We start from the raw sequence: 20,418 nt of genomic DNA on the forward strand, positions 1-20,418 counted from the left end.
CCGCTGACCTCAGCTCTTGGGGAAGTCGAGGCCCATGTTGCGGTAGCGCTCGGGGTCGTCGCTCCAGCCTTCCTGGACCTTCACGTGCAGGAAGAGATGCACGGGGCGCTCGAGCAGCACGGCGAGCTCCTTGCGCGCGCGCATGGAGATGTCCTTGATCGTGCGGCCGCCCTCGCCGAGCACGATGCTGCGCTGGCTGTCGCGCTCGACGAAGATGGTCTGCTCGATGCGCGCCGAGCCGTCCTTGCGGTCCTGCCAGGCGGTTGTTTCGACCGTCGCCGAGTAAGGCAGCTCCTGATGCAGGCGCTCGTACAACTTCTCGCGCGTGATCTCGGCCGCGAGTAGACGCTCGGGGACATCGGAGAGGTCATCGGGCGGGAAATGCCAAGGACCTTCGGGAACGTGCGCGGCGAGATGGGTCTTCAGATCGGCGACACCGCTGCCCGAGAGCGCCGAGACCATGAACGTCGCCGAGAAGGCGAGGCGCGCGTTGAGGTCGGCGGCGAGCGCGAGAAGCTGCTCCTTCTTCACGCGGTCGATCTTGTTGAGCACGAGTATGCGCGGGCGCTCCACGCCCTCGAGCTGGCGCAGGATGCGCGCGACATCGTCGTTGACGCCCTTTTGCGCATCCACCAGCAGCACGATCAGATCGGCGTCGCCGGCCGCCGTGGAAGCGGCATCGACCATGGCCCGGTCGAGCCGTCGGCGGGGCGCAAAAATGCCCGGCGTGTCGATGAAGACGAGCTGGCTCGCATCGGCGAGGGCGATGCCGCGCACGGGGACGCGCGTCGTCTGCACCTTGTGCGAGACGATGGTGACCTTGGCGCCGACGAGCGCGTTGACGAGCGTGGATTTACCCGCATTGGGGGCGCCGATGACGGCGATGAAGCCGCAGCGCTGGGGGGTGCCGGCGTCGGTCTGTGCGGCGGCAGCGTGGCGGCTTGGCTTACTCATGGGCATCTGCGGAGCCTTCGGCAGGCCATACGCCTTTTGCTTGCAGAAGTGCCGTCGCGGCGGCCTGCTCGGCGGCGCGCTTGCTGGCACCGACGCCTTCGGCAGGCGTGTGGCGGCCGACGCGAACCTGGGCGGTAAAGCGCGGGGCATGGTCGGGACCGTCGCGACTGATCTCGACATATTCGGGCAGAGGTAGGCCCTGGCCCTGTGCCCACTCCTGCAGGGCGGACTTGGGGTCCGCGGTCGTGCGTGGGGCGTTGTCGATCAGTGGCATCCAGAGGCGGCGGACGGCGTCACGGGCGATGTCGAAGCCGGCTTCCACGAACATGGCGCCGAGCAGGGCCTCGCAGGCATCGGCGAGGATCGTATCCTTGTCGCGGCCGCCGCTGTCCGCTTCGGAGGCTGAAAGGATGAGCGCGGGGCCGAGGCAAAGATTGCGGGCGACACGTGCACAGGCTTCGCGGCGCACGAGGCGGTTGAAGCGGCGGGCAAACTCGCCCTCGGTCGCGTCGGCATCCATCTCGACGAGCAGCTCGGCAATGGCGAGGGCGAGCACCCGGTCGCCGAGGAACTCGAGGCGCTCGTTGTCGTCGCTTTTCTCGCGCTGGGAGCGGACGCTCGCGTGCGTCAGCGCGCGCTTGAGCAGCGGCCGGCTCTTGAACTTGTAGCCGAGCGCCTTTTCGAGCGATGCCGTCTTCAGCTTTTCTGCAGGCTTCTTCGCTGGCGGGGTTGGGCTCACGGTGCGCCCCCGTGGCGAATCCCGCGGCGCTTGCCGCTGCAGGCGCACGCTCGCCTCCTCAGCCCGAAGGCCGGAACGTTCGGATGCCCTGGCGCATCACTCAAATGTTGCTGCCTTCGTTACCGGACCAGCATGAAAATTCGGCTCCAACGGACGTCGAAGGGCCATGTCCAGGGACGCGTCAGCTCAAAGCGTCCTGGCTCGTCGACGGCTGCGGAAAAGAAAATAATATCCGCCCGCCCAATGAAATTCTCAAGCGGGACGTAACCAACACCATAGCGGGGCGACTGGTCGCGACTGTCGGTAGAGTTGTCGCGGTTGTCGCCCATCATGAAATAGTGGCCTTCCGGCACCTTATAGGGGCCGACATTGTCGTACTCACCATTCGCCCGGGCATCGAGCACGAAGTACTTGCGGCCCTCGGGCAGCGTCTCCTCGTAGCGCGGAATGCGCCGCTCGCGGCCGTCTTCGCCGACCTGCACGAAATCGTCGACGCGCCGGCGTGGCACCTCCTTGCCGTTGATGAAGAGCACGCCGCCGCGCACCAGGATCTCGTCGCCCGGCAGGCCGATCACCCGCTTGATGTAGTCCGTGGAGTTGTCGCGCGGTAGCTTGAAAACGGCGACGTCACCGCGGTTGGGGCTCGCGCCCCAGATGCGGCCCGAAAAGATGTTCGGGCTGAACGGGAAGGAATGCTTGGAATAGCCGTAGGAGAGCTTCGAGACGAAGAGGTAGTCGCCGATCAGCAGCGTCGACTGCATCGAGCCGGAGGGGATGTTGAACGGCTGATAGAAAAAGACGCGCACGACGAAGGCTATGATCAGCGCATGCAAAAAGATGCTGATCATGTCGCGGAAGCCGCCGGCCTGGGATTTCTGCGTGCCTGATTTCAAGTCGTTCTGCTCCCACGCATCAGTTCAGGCGGCAGGCCGCGTCGGCGACCCGACCAGGATTGGCGCTCGATCGTCATTAGTACCGGGCGCCTCGCGCGTGTCATGCACAATCGGCGCGTGCCGGTACACGCAGAATCCCCCAACTCCGTCCCCAGTGGCCTTCCGTCGCTTCCGACGGTTTCTCCGCCGGGTACGCGCCAGCCGGTCCATCCGTGTGGCTATAGCGTTTCCAGGGAGGCCGCGCAATTGACTGCGGGCCTCACCCCCCACGACTTGAGGTCGCGCCGGCCGCGGCGCAGTGGAGCATGGGTTGTGGCGGGGCGTTCTGGCTGGATCCGATGGCCCCGGGGCCGGGCGGCTGGGGACGGGCGCGCTAACGCGGCGTTGGCCGGGCCGCTTCGGGCAGCCAATCCTTGTGCAGAACTTTTTGGGCAATGGCTTTGTCTACATGCGGCAGGATGAGCGTATTGAAGGCATAGTGCACCTCGCCGTATTCCCTCCGGCAGTCCTTGGCGCGCATTTCGGGCAGGTAGCCCTTGGTGACAAAATCGCCGAAGAGATTGGAATCGGCGCCGTAGGCGAGGCAGATCATATTGTAGAACCGGGTCGGCGGCGGGCTGTGCATGTCCGAGAACGCGCTCACGGGCACGGTCACCTTCGGGTTCATGAGGTAGTTTTTATAGGAGTAGGCCGCGGCGGCGAGGAGCCTGCGGGCATCGTCCTTGCCGAACTGCAGAATGATGTAGGTGGCGAAGTTGTCGGCGGCGTCCTCGGATCCGCCGAATACCGGCACGCCCAGCATATCGAACATGGCGTGCCCCATTTCGTGCGAGAAAACAAAAAAGAAATGTCCGGCGACCGCATCCGTCGGCGTGATGCCCTCCGCAGTCGTTTCCTTCGGCATCAATTTCCAGATTTGATTCAAAAGCTCGTAGCAGAGGCTCACGCGCCCGGATTGATACCAGGCGTTCGCGACGCCGTCGCATTCGACGGTCCGCAGCAGTAGCTCATTCGGCAGTTTGAAGGCGCCGTAGATCTCCTGCATCTTCTCGAGCGCACGGCGCTCCTTCATGATCTGGTAGATTTCCTGGTTCTCGGGAGACTTGGGCGCGACGTACTCGATGCGGATCCGGTTGGGTTGCGGATCATTTGCTGCGGCCAGCGTTGGCGGCGCGAATGCCGACGAGCCGATTATTGCGACGACGAGCGCGAGAACAGAGTGCTTGAGCGGCCGCATGGAGGCTCCTGCAGCAGGCGCGCGGCTACGGCAGCTTCGTGCCGTAGCCGCTCTTTAAAGCTGATCAACCGCCGTCGGGAGAGAATGCTTCCGCTGCCCACCCCGAGTACATGCTCTTGGCGGCAGGGTCGGTGTCCACGAGATAGAGCTTGTCGCCCACTCGCATGATGATGGCACCTTCTTTCACTTCCTGCGCGCCGAGTTTCATGATCTGCGCTGCTGGATCTGTCTTCGGCGATCCCTTGACGATGCCGAAGTTGCTCTTGCTGACATAGATCCCTTCGTTGCCGTTCAGCGCGCCGAGCTGAGTGCGGGCTTGCGCGAAGAGAGCTGGCGCGGTCGCAGCAAGTGCGATGCCTGCTCCGAGGGCTACGAACGTAAGACTGCGTACTGACATGGGCTATTCCTCGTGTTGGCGTGAAGGCACTTCGGGCGGCCAAACCTTTTCAGGCGTGAAGAGAGAAACGCTCACAGCCTGAGGAACAATTGGCGCTCTGGATGGAAGGACTTTCCATCCGGCCAAGCCCCTACAATTCGAAGAGCAAACCCCGGCTCCTAATGTCGGGCGCGCGGGCACCTGACGGTGCGTGGGGCAGTAAAGAGATCCAAAAAATGGGAAGCACCGCGAGCCGATCACGATGGATCGTGTTGGTGTGCGCATGATGTCTCGATCAGCGAATGCGTCAGCACTCCCCGCTTGGAAATTCCAGCGGAGAGTGCCTCGGTGCTCTGCTTCGTTGGATGCGTGAGGGGTTCACCGCATTCAGGAGTGAGGTCTCACTTCACGATCGCGCAGGTGGCTGCGCGATCGCTGCGGAGGGAAGCGCTCAGTTGCTCTGCCACGAGCAGCTGCTCATGTCGTCCGAGCAGCCGACAAGCGTGGAGTTCTCGGGCGCATTCTGAATCTGCCAGATGAGCCGACGGATATAGGTGCCGAGGGATATGGCGGCGCCGCCGACATCATCAATCTCGTCGACCGTGAGAGCGCGAATTTCCGTCACCGGGGTGGCTGCATTTTTCTCGATCATCGTCATTTCCTTTCTTGGACTGGTCCTGTGCGACAGACCCTTGGTGTCGCCAACGAGGACAGAAATGACATCACGCGAGAGGCCCTGCTGTCTCCCAGGGCACAGCCGTGGGATGTTTTTCCCGGGCGCTGGCCCGCCTGCGCGCCAGCGGGCGGCGGCGATCTCCGGACAGGCTCAGAACGGGTTGATGAAGTTGAGGATGGCCGTCATCCGCAGCATGACCTTGCGAATGACGTGCGCCACTTTCACGTGATCCGTGAAGATGGCTGCCTCGCCCGTGCTGCCTGCCGGCAGGCGCCTGAGGAGATCCACATCGTCGAGCTTGATGCGAATGATGAATGGCGCTGATTGCACGTCTCTCGGCGTGACGGCTTGTCCTGAGGGCTGCACCTGTCCGCTCGAGACCGCCTGCAGCATCGTCTCGACTTTTCCGGTGAAGATCCGCCCCGGCAGAAATTTGAATGTGATCTCGACGGGCTGGCCGGGCTGGATGTAGCGGGCATTGGTCTGCGGGATCTCGACGCCGACGACCGTCTCCGCGGTTTCGATGAAAGCCATGACGGGTGAAAGCGGCAGCGAGGCGACGCGCGCGCCCTTGCGCAGCGCGACATTCGTCACGTAGCCGTCTGCAGGCGCGCGCACGATGGTCTTCTCGAGGTTCCATTTGGCACCGGCAAGCTGGCCGCGGAGCTGTTTGACCTCGGCGTCGCGCTGCTCGACGTCGAACGTGCGTCCGGCCTGCTTGGCGGCAAGCTCCGACATTTGTGTGAGGCGCAGCTCGGCGAACTTCAGTTGCGCTTCGAGCGCGTCGACCTGCGCCTGGAAGGGTATGGGATCGATGCGAAAGAGGACGTCGTTCGCCTTAAGCGGGGTATTCGGATCGACGGGCACATCGATCACCTCGCCGGCGACGTCCGGCACGATCTGGACGGACTGGCGTATGGCGAGCGCCGGTCCCGAGGGGGCGCCCCACTGCATGGGAATGAAGAGGCCGACGAGCAGCAGGAGCAGCACGAAAACCGGCGAGAGTTTCCAGAATAGATTGAAACGAATAATTTTCAGCCAGACCAGACAGAAGAGAATGGCGAGGTAGATATTGAAAAGGAAGACGATCATTGCTGTGCCCCCTTCTGGGGCACGTCGACAAACGCCCAGACCAGAGCGAGCGGCCATAGAACGAAGCCGAAAATGAGCAGGGCCCAGCCGGCGACCTCGACGGCTTGCGGCCAGGGGTGATTGCGCCTTTTGGCTATGTAGCCCGGCGCCATGCCCATCAGGACGAAGACGGCGATCGCGGTGAGAACGAGGACCAGGAGAATGAAGGCTGCAAAGGCATCGAGAAAGGACATGGCGATTGTCGCTCGCGGGTCTCAATTCCAGCTCTCGCAGGGCCGTTGAGCCTTTACCACGCTCGCTCACGTCGCGAAGGGGGCCGCCAGCGCCTCTCGGGGATCGCCGCTTTGCCGATCCCGTGATGATCGTCGCGGCAAGCCGCCGGTCGCGGCATCAGCCCAAACCCTGATCATGAGAAGGAGGATAGCGAGGCCCGGCCACCGACGGGCCGGCCCTCGGCGAGCAAAACACCATGAAACCAAAGATGAAATGGAGAAAGTTGGTGGAGAGGGTTTCCTTCGAACTCCCATCCACCCGAGTCCGTGTCCGTCTGCGCACACCCCTGAAACATTGAGATTTTGGCCAGTAGCCATCCACAGGCGTCCATACAAGGATGCGTCGATCCAGGTCAATTACTGGGGTAGCTACTGGGGTAAAGCTGCAGCACGGGGGGCCTCATGACGCGCGCATTGCATCGGCTCGCGCCTCGATCGGTGACAACGGCGAAGACCGGCCGGCACAGCGATGGCGGCGGGCTCTATCTGATCGTCGATAAGCCAGTCGACGACGACACGCCGGGCGCCCGGCGCTGGGCTTTCATGTACTGGCAGGGTCGGAAGGGCTCAGAGATCGGTCTCGGCAGCCCCGTGAAGGGCGTGACACTGCCGATGGCCCGGGACCGTGCCGCGGAGTGCCGGCGACTGCTCGCAGAAGGCGGTGATCCGCGACAGTGGAAGCCCGAAGAGAAGCAGGTGCCGAACTTCGAGACGATGGCCGAGGAGGTGATCGCTTCGCTCGAGAGCGGATGGCGCAACGAGAAGCACATCTATCAGTGGCGCGCGACGATCAAGACCTACTGTAAGTTGATTGCGACGACCGCCGTCGACAAGATCACGACAGAGGACGTGCTCAAGGTCCTGCGGCCAATCTGGTCGACGAAGACAGAGACGGCGACACGCGTCCGCGGCCGGATCGAGCGGATCCTCGATGCTGCCAAGGCACAGGGATACCGGGAAGGGGAGAACCCAGCGCGCTGGCGCGGCCACCTCGACAATCTGCTCGCCAAGCCGCAGAAGCTCGCGCGCGGCCACCATGCTTCGATGCCGTGGTCGGAGGTGCCTGCGTTCATCCTGCAGTTACGTGCACGGGAAGCCATGGCGGCGAAGGCGCTGGAGTTCACGATCCTGACTGCGGCCCGCACGAACGAGACGCTCGGCGCGCGCTGGGATGAGATCGACATCGAGGCGAAGGTCTGGACGCTGCCCGCGCTCCGCATGAAGGCCGGCCGCGAACATCGCGTGCCGCTCACGGATCGGGCCATCGCGATCCTCAAGGAGCTCGAGAAGGCGCAAACCGGCGAACTTGTCTTCCCCGGGCGCAAGGTCGATAGGCAACTCTCGGGCATGGCGATGGAGATGCTGCTGCGCCGGATGGATGCCAACGCATACACGGTCCATGGCTTCCGCTCATCCTTCAAGACATGGGCAACGGAAGCCACGTCCTTCCCGAACGAGCTGTCCGAGCAGGCGCTCGCTCACGTGACCGGCAATCAGGTGGAAAGGGCCTACCGCAGGACAGACATCCTGGAGAGGCGTCGCGAGCTCATGACCGCTTGGGCACGCTTCGTTGCGGGCAGCCACAAACGCGCGAATAAGAGAAGCGGTACTTAGTACATATATATCTATATCTAAGGGAACTATGGGAACATAGGGAACAGTATTGATTTATTAGTTGGTTTTCCGTTCCCACAGCGTTCCCAAGCGCTGATGGAGTGGGAACGTCTGGAGTGAGGCGAGCGATGGCAGATGTTGTCCGGGAGAACGAAGGCGCTCTTGTTTGCGGTCAGCAAGACGGACGAACGACCGCCGTATTGCGCAGCCGCGGAGATCAGTGGTGACGCGGAAGCAAGGACGGGGCCGTAGCGCGTGCAGCCCAGCAGCCAACGAGGCGAATTGGTCTTGGGAGGCTATCGCAACGGATGTCAATCTGTTCGCAGGCCTTGGCAGTCAGCTGGACCTGACATTCTCACCTCGGATCCAAGATCACGTTGCGCGAGCGCTCGGACGATTCGTCAGGCAGGCCCAATCGAAACCAACCCACGCCGAATACTCTGCCGCTAAGAAGCAGCTCGCGAAGGCTACGCAAGCATACGTCAAGCTACTCAGCGAGTTTCGGACCGGGCCCGATTTGGCAAAGCGACTAGCCGCAGAGGCGCTGTTCTTCGCGGCAGGTGAACCAAAGCTCGGGTTCAGACCAGATGAAGGCCCGCCGGACCCGCCTCTTAGGTCTCGTCTCGAGGCTCAACTCACCGATGCCGCAATATCACTTGAAGAAATGGGGCATCTGGAGAGGGGACGCCCGAAGATCAAGAGAGAAGATCTGTTCTGTGCGCTTTATCTAGCCTTTGAAGCGGCAGGAGGAAGGCCAACCGCCAACTTCAATGCCCTCACCGACATGATCGATTCGAAGTTTGTGCGGTTTGTTCAGCAGTTGATCCAAGCCTGCCCATCAGAGGCTCAGAAGGCCATGGGGGCTGTCCCAGTTGCCACTAGAGGACAACTGCGCGCGTGGCGAAATGATCCGGGTTGCCGAGGCGGGCCAGACTCCGCTGAAGGACGTCAATGGCTTCAATACCTTCAAGCCGCTCCTAGGGTTGCGATGCATCGCAGGGGAGGAGTTACGGTGTACCGATCTGCAGGCACGCAGAGGAGTGCAAGTCCGGCTCGATCTCATAGGCAGAAAAATAGCCGCCGAAGATCGGATTAAATAGCCTTTAGCTATGTGACGGACATCATCGGATTACTCCGGTCGTCGCCAATTTTTGGCGGATTGTACCAAGGAGTTGCCATGCCGGCCCTACCTTCAGCCCCCAACCCTGCTCGCCCCACTTCCCCCGCGGCCTGTGAGCGCTTCGCCTATCCCATCAACGACGCCTGCTATGCGCTCGGCATCAAACGCTCTCTGGCTTACGAGCTGATCAAGCGCGGTGAGCTTAAGGCGATCAAGATTGCCGGTCGCACGCTGATTCCACGATCGGAGATCGAGCGCCTCACCCGCGTGGATCGCGACGAAGCCGCCTGACACGCGACCGCCGCCCCCTGGCGGACATCCAGGCAGCGGCGGTGAAGATCGTCAATTGGAGCGCGCCCGTTCTATCACTTCCCCCACGATGATGAAAGCGACTTGCGCGCTGTTCTCGACCAAAAGGATCGGAACAGTAGACCATGCAGCAGGCAAATGCCGATGAGATCAGGCGTGATCGATCTCAACTGAGCTTGGCTCTTTGGTACGCGCGCCGGGGCTTCCCCGTCTTCCCGGTGAATCCATGGAACAAGCGGCCATACTGCCTCCACGGCTTTCACGACGCGACATGCGACGAGGCCATCATTGAAACTTGGTGGCGCCGCTGGCTCGCTGCGCTTGTGGGCATTCCTACGGGACCGCGAAGCGGCTACTGGGTGCTCGATGTTGACGGCGAGGCCGGGAGCGCGAGCCTCGAGGAGATCCTTGCAGCGCTGGGCATTCAGCGTCTGGAAGGCCTGACCGCGGTTATCGTGCGTACGCCGAGCGGCGGGCTGCACCTCTACTTCCGCTGCGGGCCGGGCGAGGAAGTGCGGACACGGGCGAGCGACATTGCTCCCGGAATCGATACGCGCGGCCTTGGCGGCTACATCATCGCTGCCGGCAATCGTCGTCCAGATGGCCGGAGCTATGATCTGATCGGGACGGCCGCCGAAATCTCAGAGGCGTCCTTCGCTCCCCGTGATCTCGTCTTTCTCGGCACATTCAACAGGCGCGAACGCGAGCAGATCGTCTCACAACCCAAGCTGCGCTCTCGAATGTGCGACGCCACGCCATCAGAATGGCCCGGCATCATGCGAGCGTATCGGGATGCGGAGGCCGAGAGATTGCAGGCCCAACGCCCGCCTTCTTCCCCTGATGCTCTGCGACGCCAGGCGCTCCACGATCTCCATGAGGCGGCCGACGAGTACGCATCCCGGCTAGACGGGCGTCGTAATGGTCTCTTCACGGTCGCCTGTCGGATCGCGCGCTATCCCGCGCATGGCGTGATCTCTGAGCACGAGTTCCGCTCGGCTCTGCTGCAGGCAGCCTGCAGCAATGGTGCGGTCGCCTCGCACGGTGATGCTTGGTTCAATGACACGCTCCGTCGAGCTCTGGCCTACGGCGCCCGCGATGCGCTTCCGCCCGTTGCCAGACGCTTCATCCTCGAGAGCGCCGCATGACCAATCTTCATGTGCTCTCGGACGCAGCCACTCGCCGGGCTGGCAAGCAGCCGAAGAAGCCAGCGAGCAAATTGCGCGACGGGGCTATTCGATATGCCGCCGATGGCTCCCTCGAGATGCAGGACGAGGATGCCTGGCGCGACATTTGCTCGCCTATCAAGCTCAAGGGAGTCTTCCGGGATAACCACTCCTTGAATTGGGGGCGGCGAGTTTCGGTGCAGGACCCCGACGGCCGCTGGAATGAGGCACTCCTCCCGGCGGAATGGCTAATCGGAGACGGGAACCGAGGCCTTGAGATCATCGCCAACAGAGGCGGCCGCATCAAACCAGGCAAGGAGTGTCGGGCTGGCGTGCTTCGGTATCTCAACCGGATCACTGATCTTGATAGCAGCCGGCTGCCGCGAGTCATCATCGCACAGCGTACTGGCTGGCATGGCGATAGCTTCGTGCTGCCAGATCGCGTGATCGGTGGGATTGAGGATGTCTGCTATCAGCCTCGCTCGATTTCGGCAGCAGTTGCTCAGCGCGGTTCGCTCGAGGATTGGCAGAGAAAGGTAGCCGCGCCGGCCAGAAGCAATAGCCGGCTGGTGTTGTCTCTGTCGCTCGCCTTTGCGGCGCCTTTGCTCGGCCGGCTTGGCTACAGCGAGGGCTTCATCGTCCACTTTCGAGGCGGCTCCAGCACTGGGAAGACGACCGCACTGGAGGTGGCCGGCAGCGTGTGGGGTGGCGGTGATATCGGCGGCTATAGCCAGAGTTGGCACGCAACGTCAAACGGCATTGAGGCGATTGCCGAGGCGCATTGCGATCTCCTGATCTGTCTCGATGAGCTCGGTCAGTGTCGCGCCGACGATGCAGGACGCGTCGCTTATCAGCTAGCGGCGGGTATGGGGCGCGGTCGCGCACTCGTTGACGGCAACGGGGCCACAAGGAAGCGCTGGCGCACACTCGGCCTCAGCACTGGCGAGTTGTCCTTGGAGGACAAGCTTCGAGAGGGAAGGACCGGACAGCGGATTATGGCCGGTCAGGCCGTCCGCTTCATCGATCTTGCCGCTGATGCGGAGAAGGGCTTCGGCTTGTTCGATCATGCGCCAGAAATCCGGGGAAATCCGGATGCCACAGTGCGCGAGCGCGGGCGCGCCCTTGCAGATCGCCTCAAGGATGCTGTGCAGGTGAACTACGGCACAGCCGGCCCTGCATTTCTCGAGGCAGTCATCGCAGATCTTGAAGACGCGCTTATCAACGTACGCAGCGACATCGAGGCTATTATCGCAAGGATGGCGCCGCCCGTTGCCGATGGTCAGGTGCAGCGCGTCGCGCGGCATTTCGCCTTAATCGGAGCCGCTGGAGAGCTGGCAACGATGCATGGCATTCTTCCGTGGCCGCGGGGAGAGGCGTCCCAGGCGGCGGAGGTCTGTTTCCGGGATTGGCTCGCTTCGCGTGGTACTGCTGGTGCTTCGGAGATAGAGGATGCCATCAACCATTTGCGCGCGGTGATCGAGCGCGATGGTGCCTCGCGGTTTCAGAAAGACAGCTCACCATCTGATGCCGTTCGTGATCGCCTCGGCTTCACCAAGCCCGATGTCAACACAGGCGACGTGCTCTATCTCTTTCAGGCAGAGGCTTGGAAGTCGATCATGGCGGGGCGAGACCCCGGCCGCATTGCTCGGGAGCTCGTCGGTCGCCGCATCATTCGCCCAGGTGAGAATGGTCGAACGCAGCGCAAAGAGCGTCTGTCGGGTCATCCTCCCCAGCGCTTCTATGTGATCTCGCACACGGCCTTGTTCGCCGATCACGGTGACGATGTGGGGGATGGCACATGATCACCACCACTCTCACCGGTCGCCTTGGTAGATCGCCGGAGCGGCGACTCACGAGCGCTGGGAAGCCGTGGCTCAGGTTCTCTGTCGCAGTCTCGCAAGGCGACGAAGGTACGGAATGGGTCAACGTCACAGTCTTTGGTGAATTGGTCGATGAGTTGCCGGACGATCTCGAGGCCGGCGAACGTCTGCGCGTCGAAGGGCGTCTGAAGCTCAGCCGCTGGGAAGGACACGACGGACCGCGGTCCAGCCTGCAGGTCAACGCGAAGGCTATCGAGTTGCTCGACCGTGCCGGCTCCGAACGCCGAGCGTCCCGACGGAAGCCGAAACAGCAGAGCACGTCACAGCCGCCGGCCGATGCAGCGAGCGTCCCCCAGCGCATCCAAGATGATCCCATGCCGTGGTGAGGATGAAATGAGCTCGAAGCCCGAAGCAGTCGTCAAGGTCTGCCAGCAGTGCCAGGAGGAGAAGCCGGCGGCAGCATTCTTCCCTAGCCCCCTCCACGCCGACGGCTTCACGGATCGCTGCAAGCGGTGCGTGTTCGAGCGCTCGCGGCAAGAGCAGGCACGGCGCGAGAAGCGCGCCCAGCATGAAGCAGCACCCCTTCAGGGCAGCCGGTAAGGAGCAACGTGATGGCAATCAATCTTATGCAGATGCCCACCTACGATCCCGGGAACGGCATCGACTTCTCACCGATCTCGAATGCTCTGACTGAGAACCGCCAGCAGCAGCAGTGGCAGCAGCAGAACAAGCTCGCTCAGGCCGGTTTGGACATGCAGCGCGAGCGACTGGGGTTCGAACGCAACCGTCTCGCGATGCAGCAGGAGACGCATGGCGTGCAAATGGCTTCAGCTCAACGGGAGCAGGATGTCGCCGATGCGCGCGATTGGGCTGCTTTCCATCGGCATGTCAGCGGCCTGCCAGAGGATCAGCAACAGGCCATGTGGGCGCGCCGCTTCGAGAGCCCGCGCTTCAAGGACCACCCAGCATTCTTACGCGACTTCAAGACCGTCGGGCCGTACTTATACGCCGCGGCCTCACAGTACCTCGACGAGAAGGAGTTGGCGGCGCTGGGCCTCACGAAGGCTCAGACCGGCATGGCTTACGCACATACGGATCTCTATCGCGCGCAGGCCGCCGACTTCCAACGAAAGGCTGGGATGCCTGCGAATGCCGATCCGGAATTTGCCAAGGCAATGGCGAAGAAGCACGCGGAGACTTACCAGGGGTACATCGACGAAGGTGATGCGAGCACAGCCGCAGCAGCCGACTTCAAAATGTTGGACGACTTGAACAAGGTTGTGGGTTCCGGTGCTTGGGAAGCCTGGAAGCCGACGATTGGACCCTATGCGCAATCGCTCGGCATCAACGTGAGTGGGCTGAGTGCTGCCCAGACTTTCCAGGCCATCGCGAACAAGCTCACGCCCGGCATGCGCCCAAAGGGGTCTGGATCCACGTCCGACAAGGACATGGCAATTTTCCAGCAGTCACTGCCGCAGCTTTCACAGACACCAGCCGGACGCACGGAGATAATCAACACGTTCAAGGCTCTGCATGAGTACAAAATCGAGCGCGCCAGGATCGCGAATGACGTCGCCAACGGCTATATGAGCCGTCAGGACGGCATGGCTCGCATTCGAGCGCTGCAAGATCCATTCGCGCGCATCAAGGCTATGCGGGCGACCGGTCGCGGAACGGGCGGACCACCCATGCCGACGCCGCAGGGAACACAGTCACCCCAGGCCGCGCCGCGTCCTCTTCCTCCGCATCAAGGCGGATCGGGAGCTTCGCCAGCACAGCGCTCTCCTATCACCGGGGCGCCAATGCCACTCGGGCCGCCAGGCCAGCAGTTTATGCGCCCGGCCGGTACGGTGCCGCCCGCGCAGGGCGGATCTCGAAGGCTTCGATACAATTCGGCGACTGGGGAGCTTGAGTAATGGCGATCGAGGTCGAAGGGCCGGATGGCACGGTCATTGAATTCCCGGACGACACGTCTTCAGACGTGATGAAGGGTGTCCTAGCGAAGCGCTATCCCGCATCAGACTCCAAGACGCCCGGCATGATCGAGAGCTTCGCTCGTGGTGCTGGCACGGGAGCAACGTTTGGCTTCGATGATGAGCTGGGCCTGCAGGATAAAGACGCGCGGGAAGCCGCCCGTAAGGCCAATCCCTGGACGTACTTTGCAGGCGAGATGGCGGGCGGAATGGTGCCGGTCGCAGCTGCCGGACCGCTCGGCGTTCTGGCAAAAGGCGGTAGCATGATCGCGAGAGGGGCGAGAGCAATCACCGGTGCATTCGCGCCTCAGACCGCAACGACCTTCACGCAGGCCGCCGGTCAGGGCCTCAAACTCGGTTTGACCCATGGTGCCATGCACGGCGCTGGCAATGCAGAAGGCGGACTCGTAGAGCGCGCCAAGGGTGCGGGATCTGGAGCCGTGATCTCTGGCTTGTCTGGCTTGGCGCTCGGGCCGGCCATCCACGCCGTAAGCAGAACCGCGCAACACATGGCAGGAGCTCGAGCAGCGGCGGCGCAGGAAACGGACGATGCCAGCCAGGGTGCGCTCATGGCGATCTCCCGCGGACTCGAGCGCGACCGCATCTCGCCGGATGACATTGTGGCCGGCATCCGCAGTGATCTCCCGTCCAGCACGGCCATGGCCGGCGGCAATCGCTATTGGGGATCAGCGAATGCGCGGCAGCCCTGGACCGACGACATGATCGAGGATGTCGTGCTGCGCACTCTCGACGGCGAAACGCCGGGGGCTATCGCGCGCGCCTTGCAGGTCAACGGGAGAGGACCGTCAACCGGCGCGATCAATACCCTTCTCAAGGATATGGAGTTCAAGAGTCGGGGCCCGCTCAATCTCGTGGACCGCGCCGGCATGGTGCGTCCCGGCTCAGGCGACAACACGCAGATGACCCTGCGAGCCGCGGCGGCAACGCCAGGCGAGGCGCGCTCTATCGCTCGCGAGGCCCTGCTCGAGCGGCAAGTGGGCGCCGGCAGCCGGCTCGGCCAGGCCTTCGAGCGTCTGATTGGGTCAGGGGATTTCGAGGGCGTTGCCGCGAGGCACTCGGAAGCTCTCCGCGGCGCCGGCACAAAAGCCTATGCGGCTGCGTTTCAAGCAGAGAAGCCATTTGACCTCCGGCCGATCGTTCTCAGGCACATGGGCAGGTTTGATAACCGCCGCGGCCCCGTACCGGAAGAGATGATGTCGGCTATCAACTCACTGACGACGAACACACAGTTCGCAACCCTGCCTGGCGGGCCTGCCGCGAAACATCTCACGACGCCCCAGACACTTCAGGAGTTCATCGACGCGCGGCAGAATCTCTCGGCTGCTATCGACGCGGCGGCGCGCAGGTACGGTGCGAGCAGCGGCCCGACTCGCGCTCTCACGCAGCTCCGCCAGGAACTTACAGACGAGGTTGCCAGGACGAACCCGGCATGGAAGGCAGCCAACGATATCTGGCGCGATGGCAAGGCTGCAGAGGATGCGATGGCAGCGGGCGCCAGCATGGCCATGCGTCTCAATGCGAGAACACGCGAAGGTCTGCGTGAGTTCGTCGACGCAAAGAGAGCGTTGGGTAAGGCAAAGAGGGATCGGGATGTGGCCGGCCAGGATGCCGCGCTAGCACGTATAGATCTCTTTAAAGTCGGGCTTGTGCGATCGCTCAATGAGCAGATCGCGAACAATGGAATGACTGCGGACCTGACGCGCACACTCCGCATGCCGGCGGCGCGCCAGATACTCGGCGATGTTCTCGGCAAGAAGGAAGCCGCCCAACTGCTGCGCGTGGTCAATGCCGAGCACGCAATGCACCGTACCTACGGCTCGCAGTTCGGATCGCAGACGACACCGTTGAAAGAGGCGGTCGACGATCTCAATTGGGCGCCGCGCATGTCCAGCGCATCTGATCTCATGCGACCTGGCAAATGGCTCGAGCTCGCAGGCGATGCAATTTCCAGCCGGTACAACGCCTCCCGCAACCGGCAGATGATGCCGATGCTGACGGACGAGAACCCCATGCGTCAGCTTCAGCTCATGCGCGCCGTCGACGCTGTGTCGCGCGCACGTGGTCAAGCAGGGCAGGTGGTTGGCCAGCCGCTTATGAGCGGCGTCGGTCCGCTGGGTGGAGCTCTTACGGCAGAGAACCAAGCAGGCTGGGACGAGGCAGAGCGCCGCCGGCAGCATTTCAACGAGCTCTATGGCGGCGAGGGGATGGCGCCGGGCTCCGAGCAGCCCCAAGGCGGCTACATCCCCAACGCTGGCGAGGGAGAGCTTCCCATGCCAGAGGCACCCCCTGGAGAGATGACGCTGCCGGACTACGGTCTTGGCCCCATGACGCAGCGTACGCAGCGTGGGCTACCCAACCCGGAACTGAGATCGTCGCTGCCGACCGTCGACGGGCACGGCATTCCTTCCGGTGATGTCGCCAGAGAGGCCATCGCCCAACACGGACCTGGCATTGCTTATGAGATGACCGGGATTCCCTCCATTCAGCGCGGCGCGGGCAATATCCAGCGCGGCTATCAGGAAGGAGATCCGCTCAGAGCGGCAGCCGGCGGAGGCGAGGCCGTCCTCGGCATGGTGCCGGCGGGTTCGCTTGTGCGCGGTGGTAAGGCGCTGAAGGCGGCCACTGCCACACCTGGACGCACCGCCGCGGCGGCGGGCGCCACGCTCGGGCCCATGGCAGCCGCTGACGTGCGTGACGCGCGCGCGAGTGGGCAAGAGAAGGTGGCGGCTGCGGTCGAAGCCGACCCGACTGTGCAGCGGCATCGCGCTCGCCTCGAGAAGCTGCGCGAGGACTTGGCAGCCTCGCAGGGGTCGATCAAAGGTTTGAGCGAAAAGGCAGCCGACAAATCTCGCGCAGAGAAAGCGAAGCCGATCCAAGCTGAAATTGCCCAGCTTGTCGGGAAGGACGGTCAGCCCGGCATCATCCAGCAGGCCGAGCAGAAGGCGGCGCAGAACTACCTCTACAACGCCCCATTCCGCGAGCGGTATCCGGGAACAGCAGAGGCGCTCATCTATGGCGGTGGCGCGCTGGCCTTCGGGCTATCGGGCGTCAATGCGATGCGGCACCGCTACGCCGACCGCTTTGTGCACGCCCCGGCAATCGAGCGGCAGGCGGAGAAGGTCGAGACCGCCCTACGCGGAACGACCACGCAGCCGAACATGCTGCAACGGGCCATGGGACGCCAGCCTGAGACCATCCAGCCCAATCAGGGGCGGTTTGAGATGGAACGCGAGGTGCTGCGCAACAAACTGGCCGCGCGGGCCGAGGCCGACCCGTATTCAAAGGAGACCTTCAAGAAGAACGCATTGGCAGGCGCCCTGGTGATTCAGGAAGCCAAGATGATCCCCGAGGAGATCGACGCCATGTCGTTTCCGCCCGGCCATCCGGCGCGCGTGGCAGCCGAGGAGCAGCTCAGAAACCCGATGTACTACCTGAGCGGCGCCGTACCCTCGATAGTGGGTGGGTTGGCGATCGGAAAGTTTGCGCCGCCCGTGGCTGGAGCCATCTCTCCGTCTCGCATGGATACGCCGCGGGGACGCGCAGCCGCTGATCTGCGGTGGAAGGGCGAGAAGGCACCGCCGCCTGAGCCGCCGAGCAGAATCAACAGGCTTGCGGAGGCGACCACGCAGCGCTTGGAAGGCTGGATTGCTCCGCCTCAGAGACCGACGCGCGCTGATAGGATCAAGGATGCGGCTACTGAGCGCGTTGAGAGCTGGCTGCGGCCTGCTCCTCGGCCGATCAACGACCCTTCGGTACTTCGTACCGATCGCGGCCCTTCATCCGTAAATCTTCCTCGCACGAACGTAGCCGATCCTGTAGGAACTCCAGCGACGCCTTCCGCTTCTCCGGCGGCAGCTGGTGCAGGACGTGAGCAAATTCCTCCGACAGGCACATCAGCGCCTCCTCCAGGTCTTCCACGGAGCCTTCAGGAGGAGAGGGGTGGTCCAGCACGGTCTGCCAATCGGTCATCGCGATCATCTCCCGTATACAGCAAGGACGAACACACTGTTGCGGCAACGTCAGTAATCGAAGGCTATCTGGCCCGCAGACAAGTGCCGAGCTTCGAGCAAATGCGCACCGACATTGTGCAGGCCTTCGAGAAACAGGGTCTGAAGGCGCCCCCACCTAGCGTTGTTACCAGGAAAGTGCGCGAGACGCACGCGGTCGCAAAGGCCATCGAGGGAGCCGATCCCGAGACCCAGCGCAAGGTATTGGCCGCGACCCTCGGCAAAGCGCCCTTCCTCGCTGTCCCTGCGGCAATAGGCGCCGGGGCTGCTGCGAGCGACTATGGAGAGCGCAACATGCTGGCGCAGCCCTACTACTGACGGTGAGCGGCGGGTTGCCGTCTAACGTGGCGCTCACTTGCTTGGCTTAGGTCCTTTCCGTGGCCTCGTTGGCGGTGGAGTGATTAACTTGGTCAGCCGCTGAGTTTCCTCGGATTGCCTGCGCTTCTCCTCCTGCCTCTCGGTGCGGCGTTTCTCGCCCAGTCTCTGCAAGGTGGCCTTTAACGCAGCCTGCGCAGCAGCGGGATCAGAGAGCGGACTTGTCCTCTGGGAGCTGCCTGGTAGTCGATTTGCCGGCTTGATAGGAGCGGGCTCCAGGCATCGCTCCATCATCTCCCTCATGTCGCTCTCAGTGACGCAGAATTTCCCGGCAATGCGTCTCGGAATCAGGTGACCTTTCCGGATCTCCGTGCGCAGGCTTGTCACCGTCACGAAGCTTCCAGGGAAGAACTTCTCCACTGCCTGCTTCAGCGTATAGATCGGCTCAAACTGATCAGTCATGTGTGCCCAGCCTCCTGGTTTGCGCCCGCGGTAACTTGTCGATCAGTGACACTCCGCCAGAGGGCGCTTTCGCGCTAGTGAGATCATCCGACATGTTGGCGCGAGAACTTGTCGGTCGTGATGCTGATCTGCGGGTGAGTTATTCACCTAGACGGCCATTTTTCCGTCGAAGTACGGCGCATTGCTCGGATAGAATGCGCGTGGCGCGGCTAGGCTGATCCCCGAAAATAGATGGCAAGGATCTCGTATTCGCGGAGGATGATCTCATGAGCTTCATCGGCGTGCCGTTCGTTCCTTCGGCCAGCAGCTCTGCTACGGCTCCGGACGCCTTCGATGTTGGTGACTGGTCCATAGCACCGGGTGACGAGGAAGCTGCCGTCACGATCAACTCACTGCCCAGCAATGGCGGGGCATCCATCACGGACATCGAGTATCGGCTGGATGCAGGTTCGTGGGTCAGCTCTGGCGGTACGGGCGGTTTTTCCATCACCGGTCTGACGAACGATCAGGAGTACGACGTAGAGCTTCGCGCGGTGAACAGCGTGGGTGCTGGCGCAGCGAGCGACACGAAGCAGGTGACGCCAGCAGCAGGCGGGTCTTTCCATCCGCTCGATCTCAGTCCTGAACTGTTCTTCCAGATCTCCGATCTCGGAACGCTGAAACAGGAGCGCACGGGACCGTCGGCGACGACACCGTGTGGCGTCGGTGATCCTGTCGGCAGCATCCAGAATCTCGGCACGCTCGGCGGCTGGGCTATGGCCGAGGACGATAGTCGTCGCATGATCCTGAGACAGACTGGCGGCGGGAAGTACTATCTGGAAAAAGGCGACAGTGGCAGCGAAGGTCCCGTGTACGGTCTGTCGCTGGCCAACTCGGTCGGCGCGCGCACGTCCGTTCTCGGACTCGTAAACGCGTCAGGCTACTGGGCTGCGACCTGCGATGCCGGAGGGCCGTCGGCCAGCGACCTGAATGCATGGGCAGGCAATGTGGAGTGCGACGCAGGGGATAGCCGCCACTATTCGCGTACCTGCCCGGACCTCTCGGCCGGAGGCGTGATGTCGAGTCTGTCCGGCCCAGGTGCATCGCCTGTTGTCTGGCTCAACGGCGCAGACATTGGGGCGCTTGAAGACGGGAGTGGCAGGTCGTGGAATTCATCGATCGTCGCGCTTTTTGGCTATGCGCCCGGATTTGCCGGCACGGGCACGGCGCATTACTTCGGCTACTTCAGCAAGTACGCTGACATGTCGAGCGGTGATCGCAACGCGGTAGAGGCATGGATTGCCGCTGAGATGGCCTGACGATTGCCTGGCCATCATGGCCTCGCGGCCCAGTGCCGACACGTAGGCCCCGCACGCCAACGGACAGACCGACGCCT

Annotated in this window: 18 protein-coding genes; 9 read left to right on the forward strand and 9 right to left on the reverse strand. The window is 62.9% G+C overall.

Annotated features, from left to right (window positions below):
- Nucleotides 1-9 precede the first annotated feature (9 nt).
- From era to CS1BSM3_RS17535, 8 genes are all read right to left on the reverse strand, one after another.
- Complete coding sequence (gene era / locus CS1BSM3_RS17500) at nt 10-954, reverse strand: GTPase Era (RefSeq protein ID WP_072393944.1); 945 nt, start codon at nt 952-954, stop codon at nt 10-12.
- Nucleotides 947-1,693 carry a ribonuclease III gene (gene rnc / locus CS1BSM3_RS17505; RefSeq protein ID WP_072393947.1) on the reverse strand — a complete coding sequence of 249 codons (747 nt, stop codon included), beginning with the start codon at nt 1,691-1,693 and terminating at the stop codon, nt 947-949. The genes era and rnc overlap by 8 nt, the downstream gene beginning before the upstream one ends.
- Nucleotides 1,694-1,812: 119 nt before the next feature.
- Nucleotides 1,813-2,541, reverse strand: a complete 729-nt coding sequence (gene lepB, locus CS1BSM3_RS17510) for a signal peptidase I (protein WP_072393950.1) — start codon at nt 2,539-2,541, stop codon at nt 1,813-1,815.
- Nucleotides 2,542-2,959: 418 nt separating this feature from the next.
- Nucleotides 2,960-3,823, reverse strand: a complete 864-nt coding sequence (locus tag CS1BSM3_RS17515; RefSeq protein ID WP_072389054.1) for a DUF4344 domain-containing metallopeptidase — start codon at nt 3,821-3,823, stop codon at nt 2,960-2,962.
- 64 nt (nt 3,824-3,887) lie between these two features.
- Complete coding sequence (locus CS1BSM3_RS17520; protein ID WP_072389056.1) at nt 3,888-4,220, reverse strand: hypothetical protein; 333 nt, start codon at nt 4,218-4,220, stop codon at nt 3,888-3,890.
- A 430-nt stretch (nt 4,221-4,650) separates the two neighbouring features.
- Nucleotides 4,651-4,857, reverse strand: coding sequence for a hypothetical protein (locus tag CS1BSM3_RS17525; protein ID WP_143149255.1), 207 nt, complete (start codon nt 4,855-4,857; stop codon nt 4,651-4,653).
- Nucleotides 4,858-5,025: 168 nt separating this feature from the next.
- A complete protein-coding gene (locus CS1BSM3_RS17530; RefSeq protein ID WP_072389060.1) occupies nt 5,026-5,967 on the reverse strand; it encodes an HlyD family secretion protein in 942 nt (313 codons plus the stop codon).
- Entirely contained in the window at nt 5,964-6,200 is a 237-nt protein-coding gene (locus CS1BSM3_RS17535; protein ID WP_072389062.1) for a DUF3302 domain-containing protein, read from the reverse strand. Before CS1BSM3_RS17535 ends, CS1BSM3_RS17530 begins: the two co-directional genes overlap by 4 nt.
- A 441-nt stretch (nt 6,201-6,641) precedes the next feature.
- Between CS1BSM3_RS17535 and CS1BSM3_RS17540 the strand changes: the two genes are divergently transcribed.
- The 8 genes from CS1BSM3_RS17540 (at nt 6,642) to CS1BSM3_RS17580 (ending at nt 18,584) form a co-directional block, all read left to right on the forward strand.
- Entirely contained in the window at nt 6,642-7,853 is a 1,212-nt protein-coding gene (locus tag CS1BSM3_RS17540) for a tyrosine-type recombinase/integrase (RefSeq protein WP_072389064.1), read from the forward strand.
- Nucleotides 7,854-9,030: 1,177 nt separating this feature from the next.
- Nucleotides 9,031-9,264, forward strand: coding sequence for a helix-turn-helix domain-containing protein (locus CS1BSM3_RS17550; protein WP_072389068.1), 234 nt, complete (start codon nt 9,031-9,033; stop codon nt 9,262-9,264).
- Nucleotides 9,265-9,407: 143 nt separating this feature from the next.
- Nucleotides 9,408-10,427 carry a bifunctional DNA primase/polymerase gene (locus CS1BSM3_RS17555; protein ID WP_072389079.1) on the forward strand — a complete coding sequence of 340 codons (1,020 nt, stop codon included), beginning with the start codon at nt 9,408-9,410 and terminating at the stop codon, nt 10,425-10,427.
- The gene (locus tag CS1BSM3_RS17560; RefSeq protein ID WP_072389081.1) at nt 10,424-12,247 is read left to right on the forward strand and encodes a DUF927 domain-containing protein; all 1,824 of its coding nucleotides are present in this window, start codon (nt 10,424-10,426) and stop codon (nt 12,245-12,247) included. Before CS1BSM3_RS17555 ends, CS1BSM3_RS17560 begins: the two co-directional genes overlap by 4 nt.
- On the forward strand, nt 12,244-12,651 hold the full coding sequence (locus CS1BSM3_RS17565; protein ID WP_072389083.1) for a single-stranded DNA-binding protein: 408 nt from the start codon (nt 12,244-12,246) through the stop codon (nt 12,649-12,651). The genes CS1BSM3_RS17560 and CS1BSM3_RS17565 overlap by 4 nt, the downstream gene beginning before the upstream one ends.
- A gap of 7 nt (nt 12,652-12,658) precedes the next feature.
- Nucleotides 12,659-12,865, forward strand: a complete 207-nt coding sequence (locus CS1BSM3_RS17570; protein ID WP_072389085.1) for a hypothetical protein — start codon at nt 12,659-12,661, stop codon at nt 12,863-12,865.
- A gap of 11 nt (nt 12,866-12,876) precedes the next feature.
- On the forward strand, nt 12,877-14,181 hold the full coding sequence (locus tag CS1BSM3_RS17575; protein WP_072389087.1) for a hypothetical protein: 1,305 nt from the start codon (nt 12,877-12,879) through the stop codon (nt 14,179-14,181).
- Nucleotides 14,181-18,584 (forward strand): hypothetical protein, encoded by a 4,404-nt coding sequence (locus CS1BSM3_RS17580; RefSeq protein WP_072389089.1) that lies wholly within the window; start codon nt 14,181-14,183, stop codon nt 18,582-18,584. Before CS1BSM3_RS17575 ends, CS1BSM3_RS17580 begins: the two co-directional genes overlap by 1 nt.
- 33 nt (nt 18,585-18,617) lie before the next feature.
- Here CS1BSM3_RS17580 and CS1BSM3_RS17585 read toward each other — a convergent pair whose 3' ends face one another.
- Nucleotides 18,618-19,043, reverse strand: a complete 426-nt coding sequence (locus CS1BSM3_RS17585) for a hypothetical protein (RefSeq protein WP_072389091.1) — start codon at nt 19,041-19,043, stop codon at nt 18,618-18,620.
- A 266-nt stretch (nt 19,044-19,309) separates the two neighbouring features.
- Between CS1BSM3_RS17585 and CS1BSM3_RS17590 the strand changes: the two genes are divergently transcribed.
- Nucleotides 19,310-20,341 carry a fibronectin type III domain-containing protein gene (locus CS1BSM3_RS17590; protein WP_072389092.1) on the forward strand — a complete coding sequence of 344 codons (1,032 nt, stop codon included), beginning with the start codon at nt 19,310-19,312 and terminating at the stop codon, nt 20,339-20,341.
- The last annotated feature ends 77 nt before the right edge of the window (nt 20,342-20,418 follow it).

This window comes from Hyphomicrobium sp. CS1BSMeth3, from assembly GCF_900117415.1.
Taxonomy (GTDB): domain Bacteria; phylum Pseudomonadota; class Alphaproteobacteria; order Rhizobiales; family Hyphomicrobiaceae.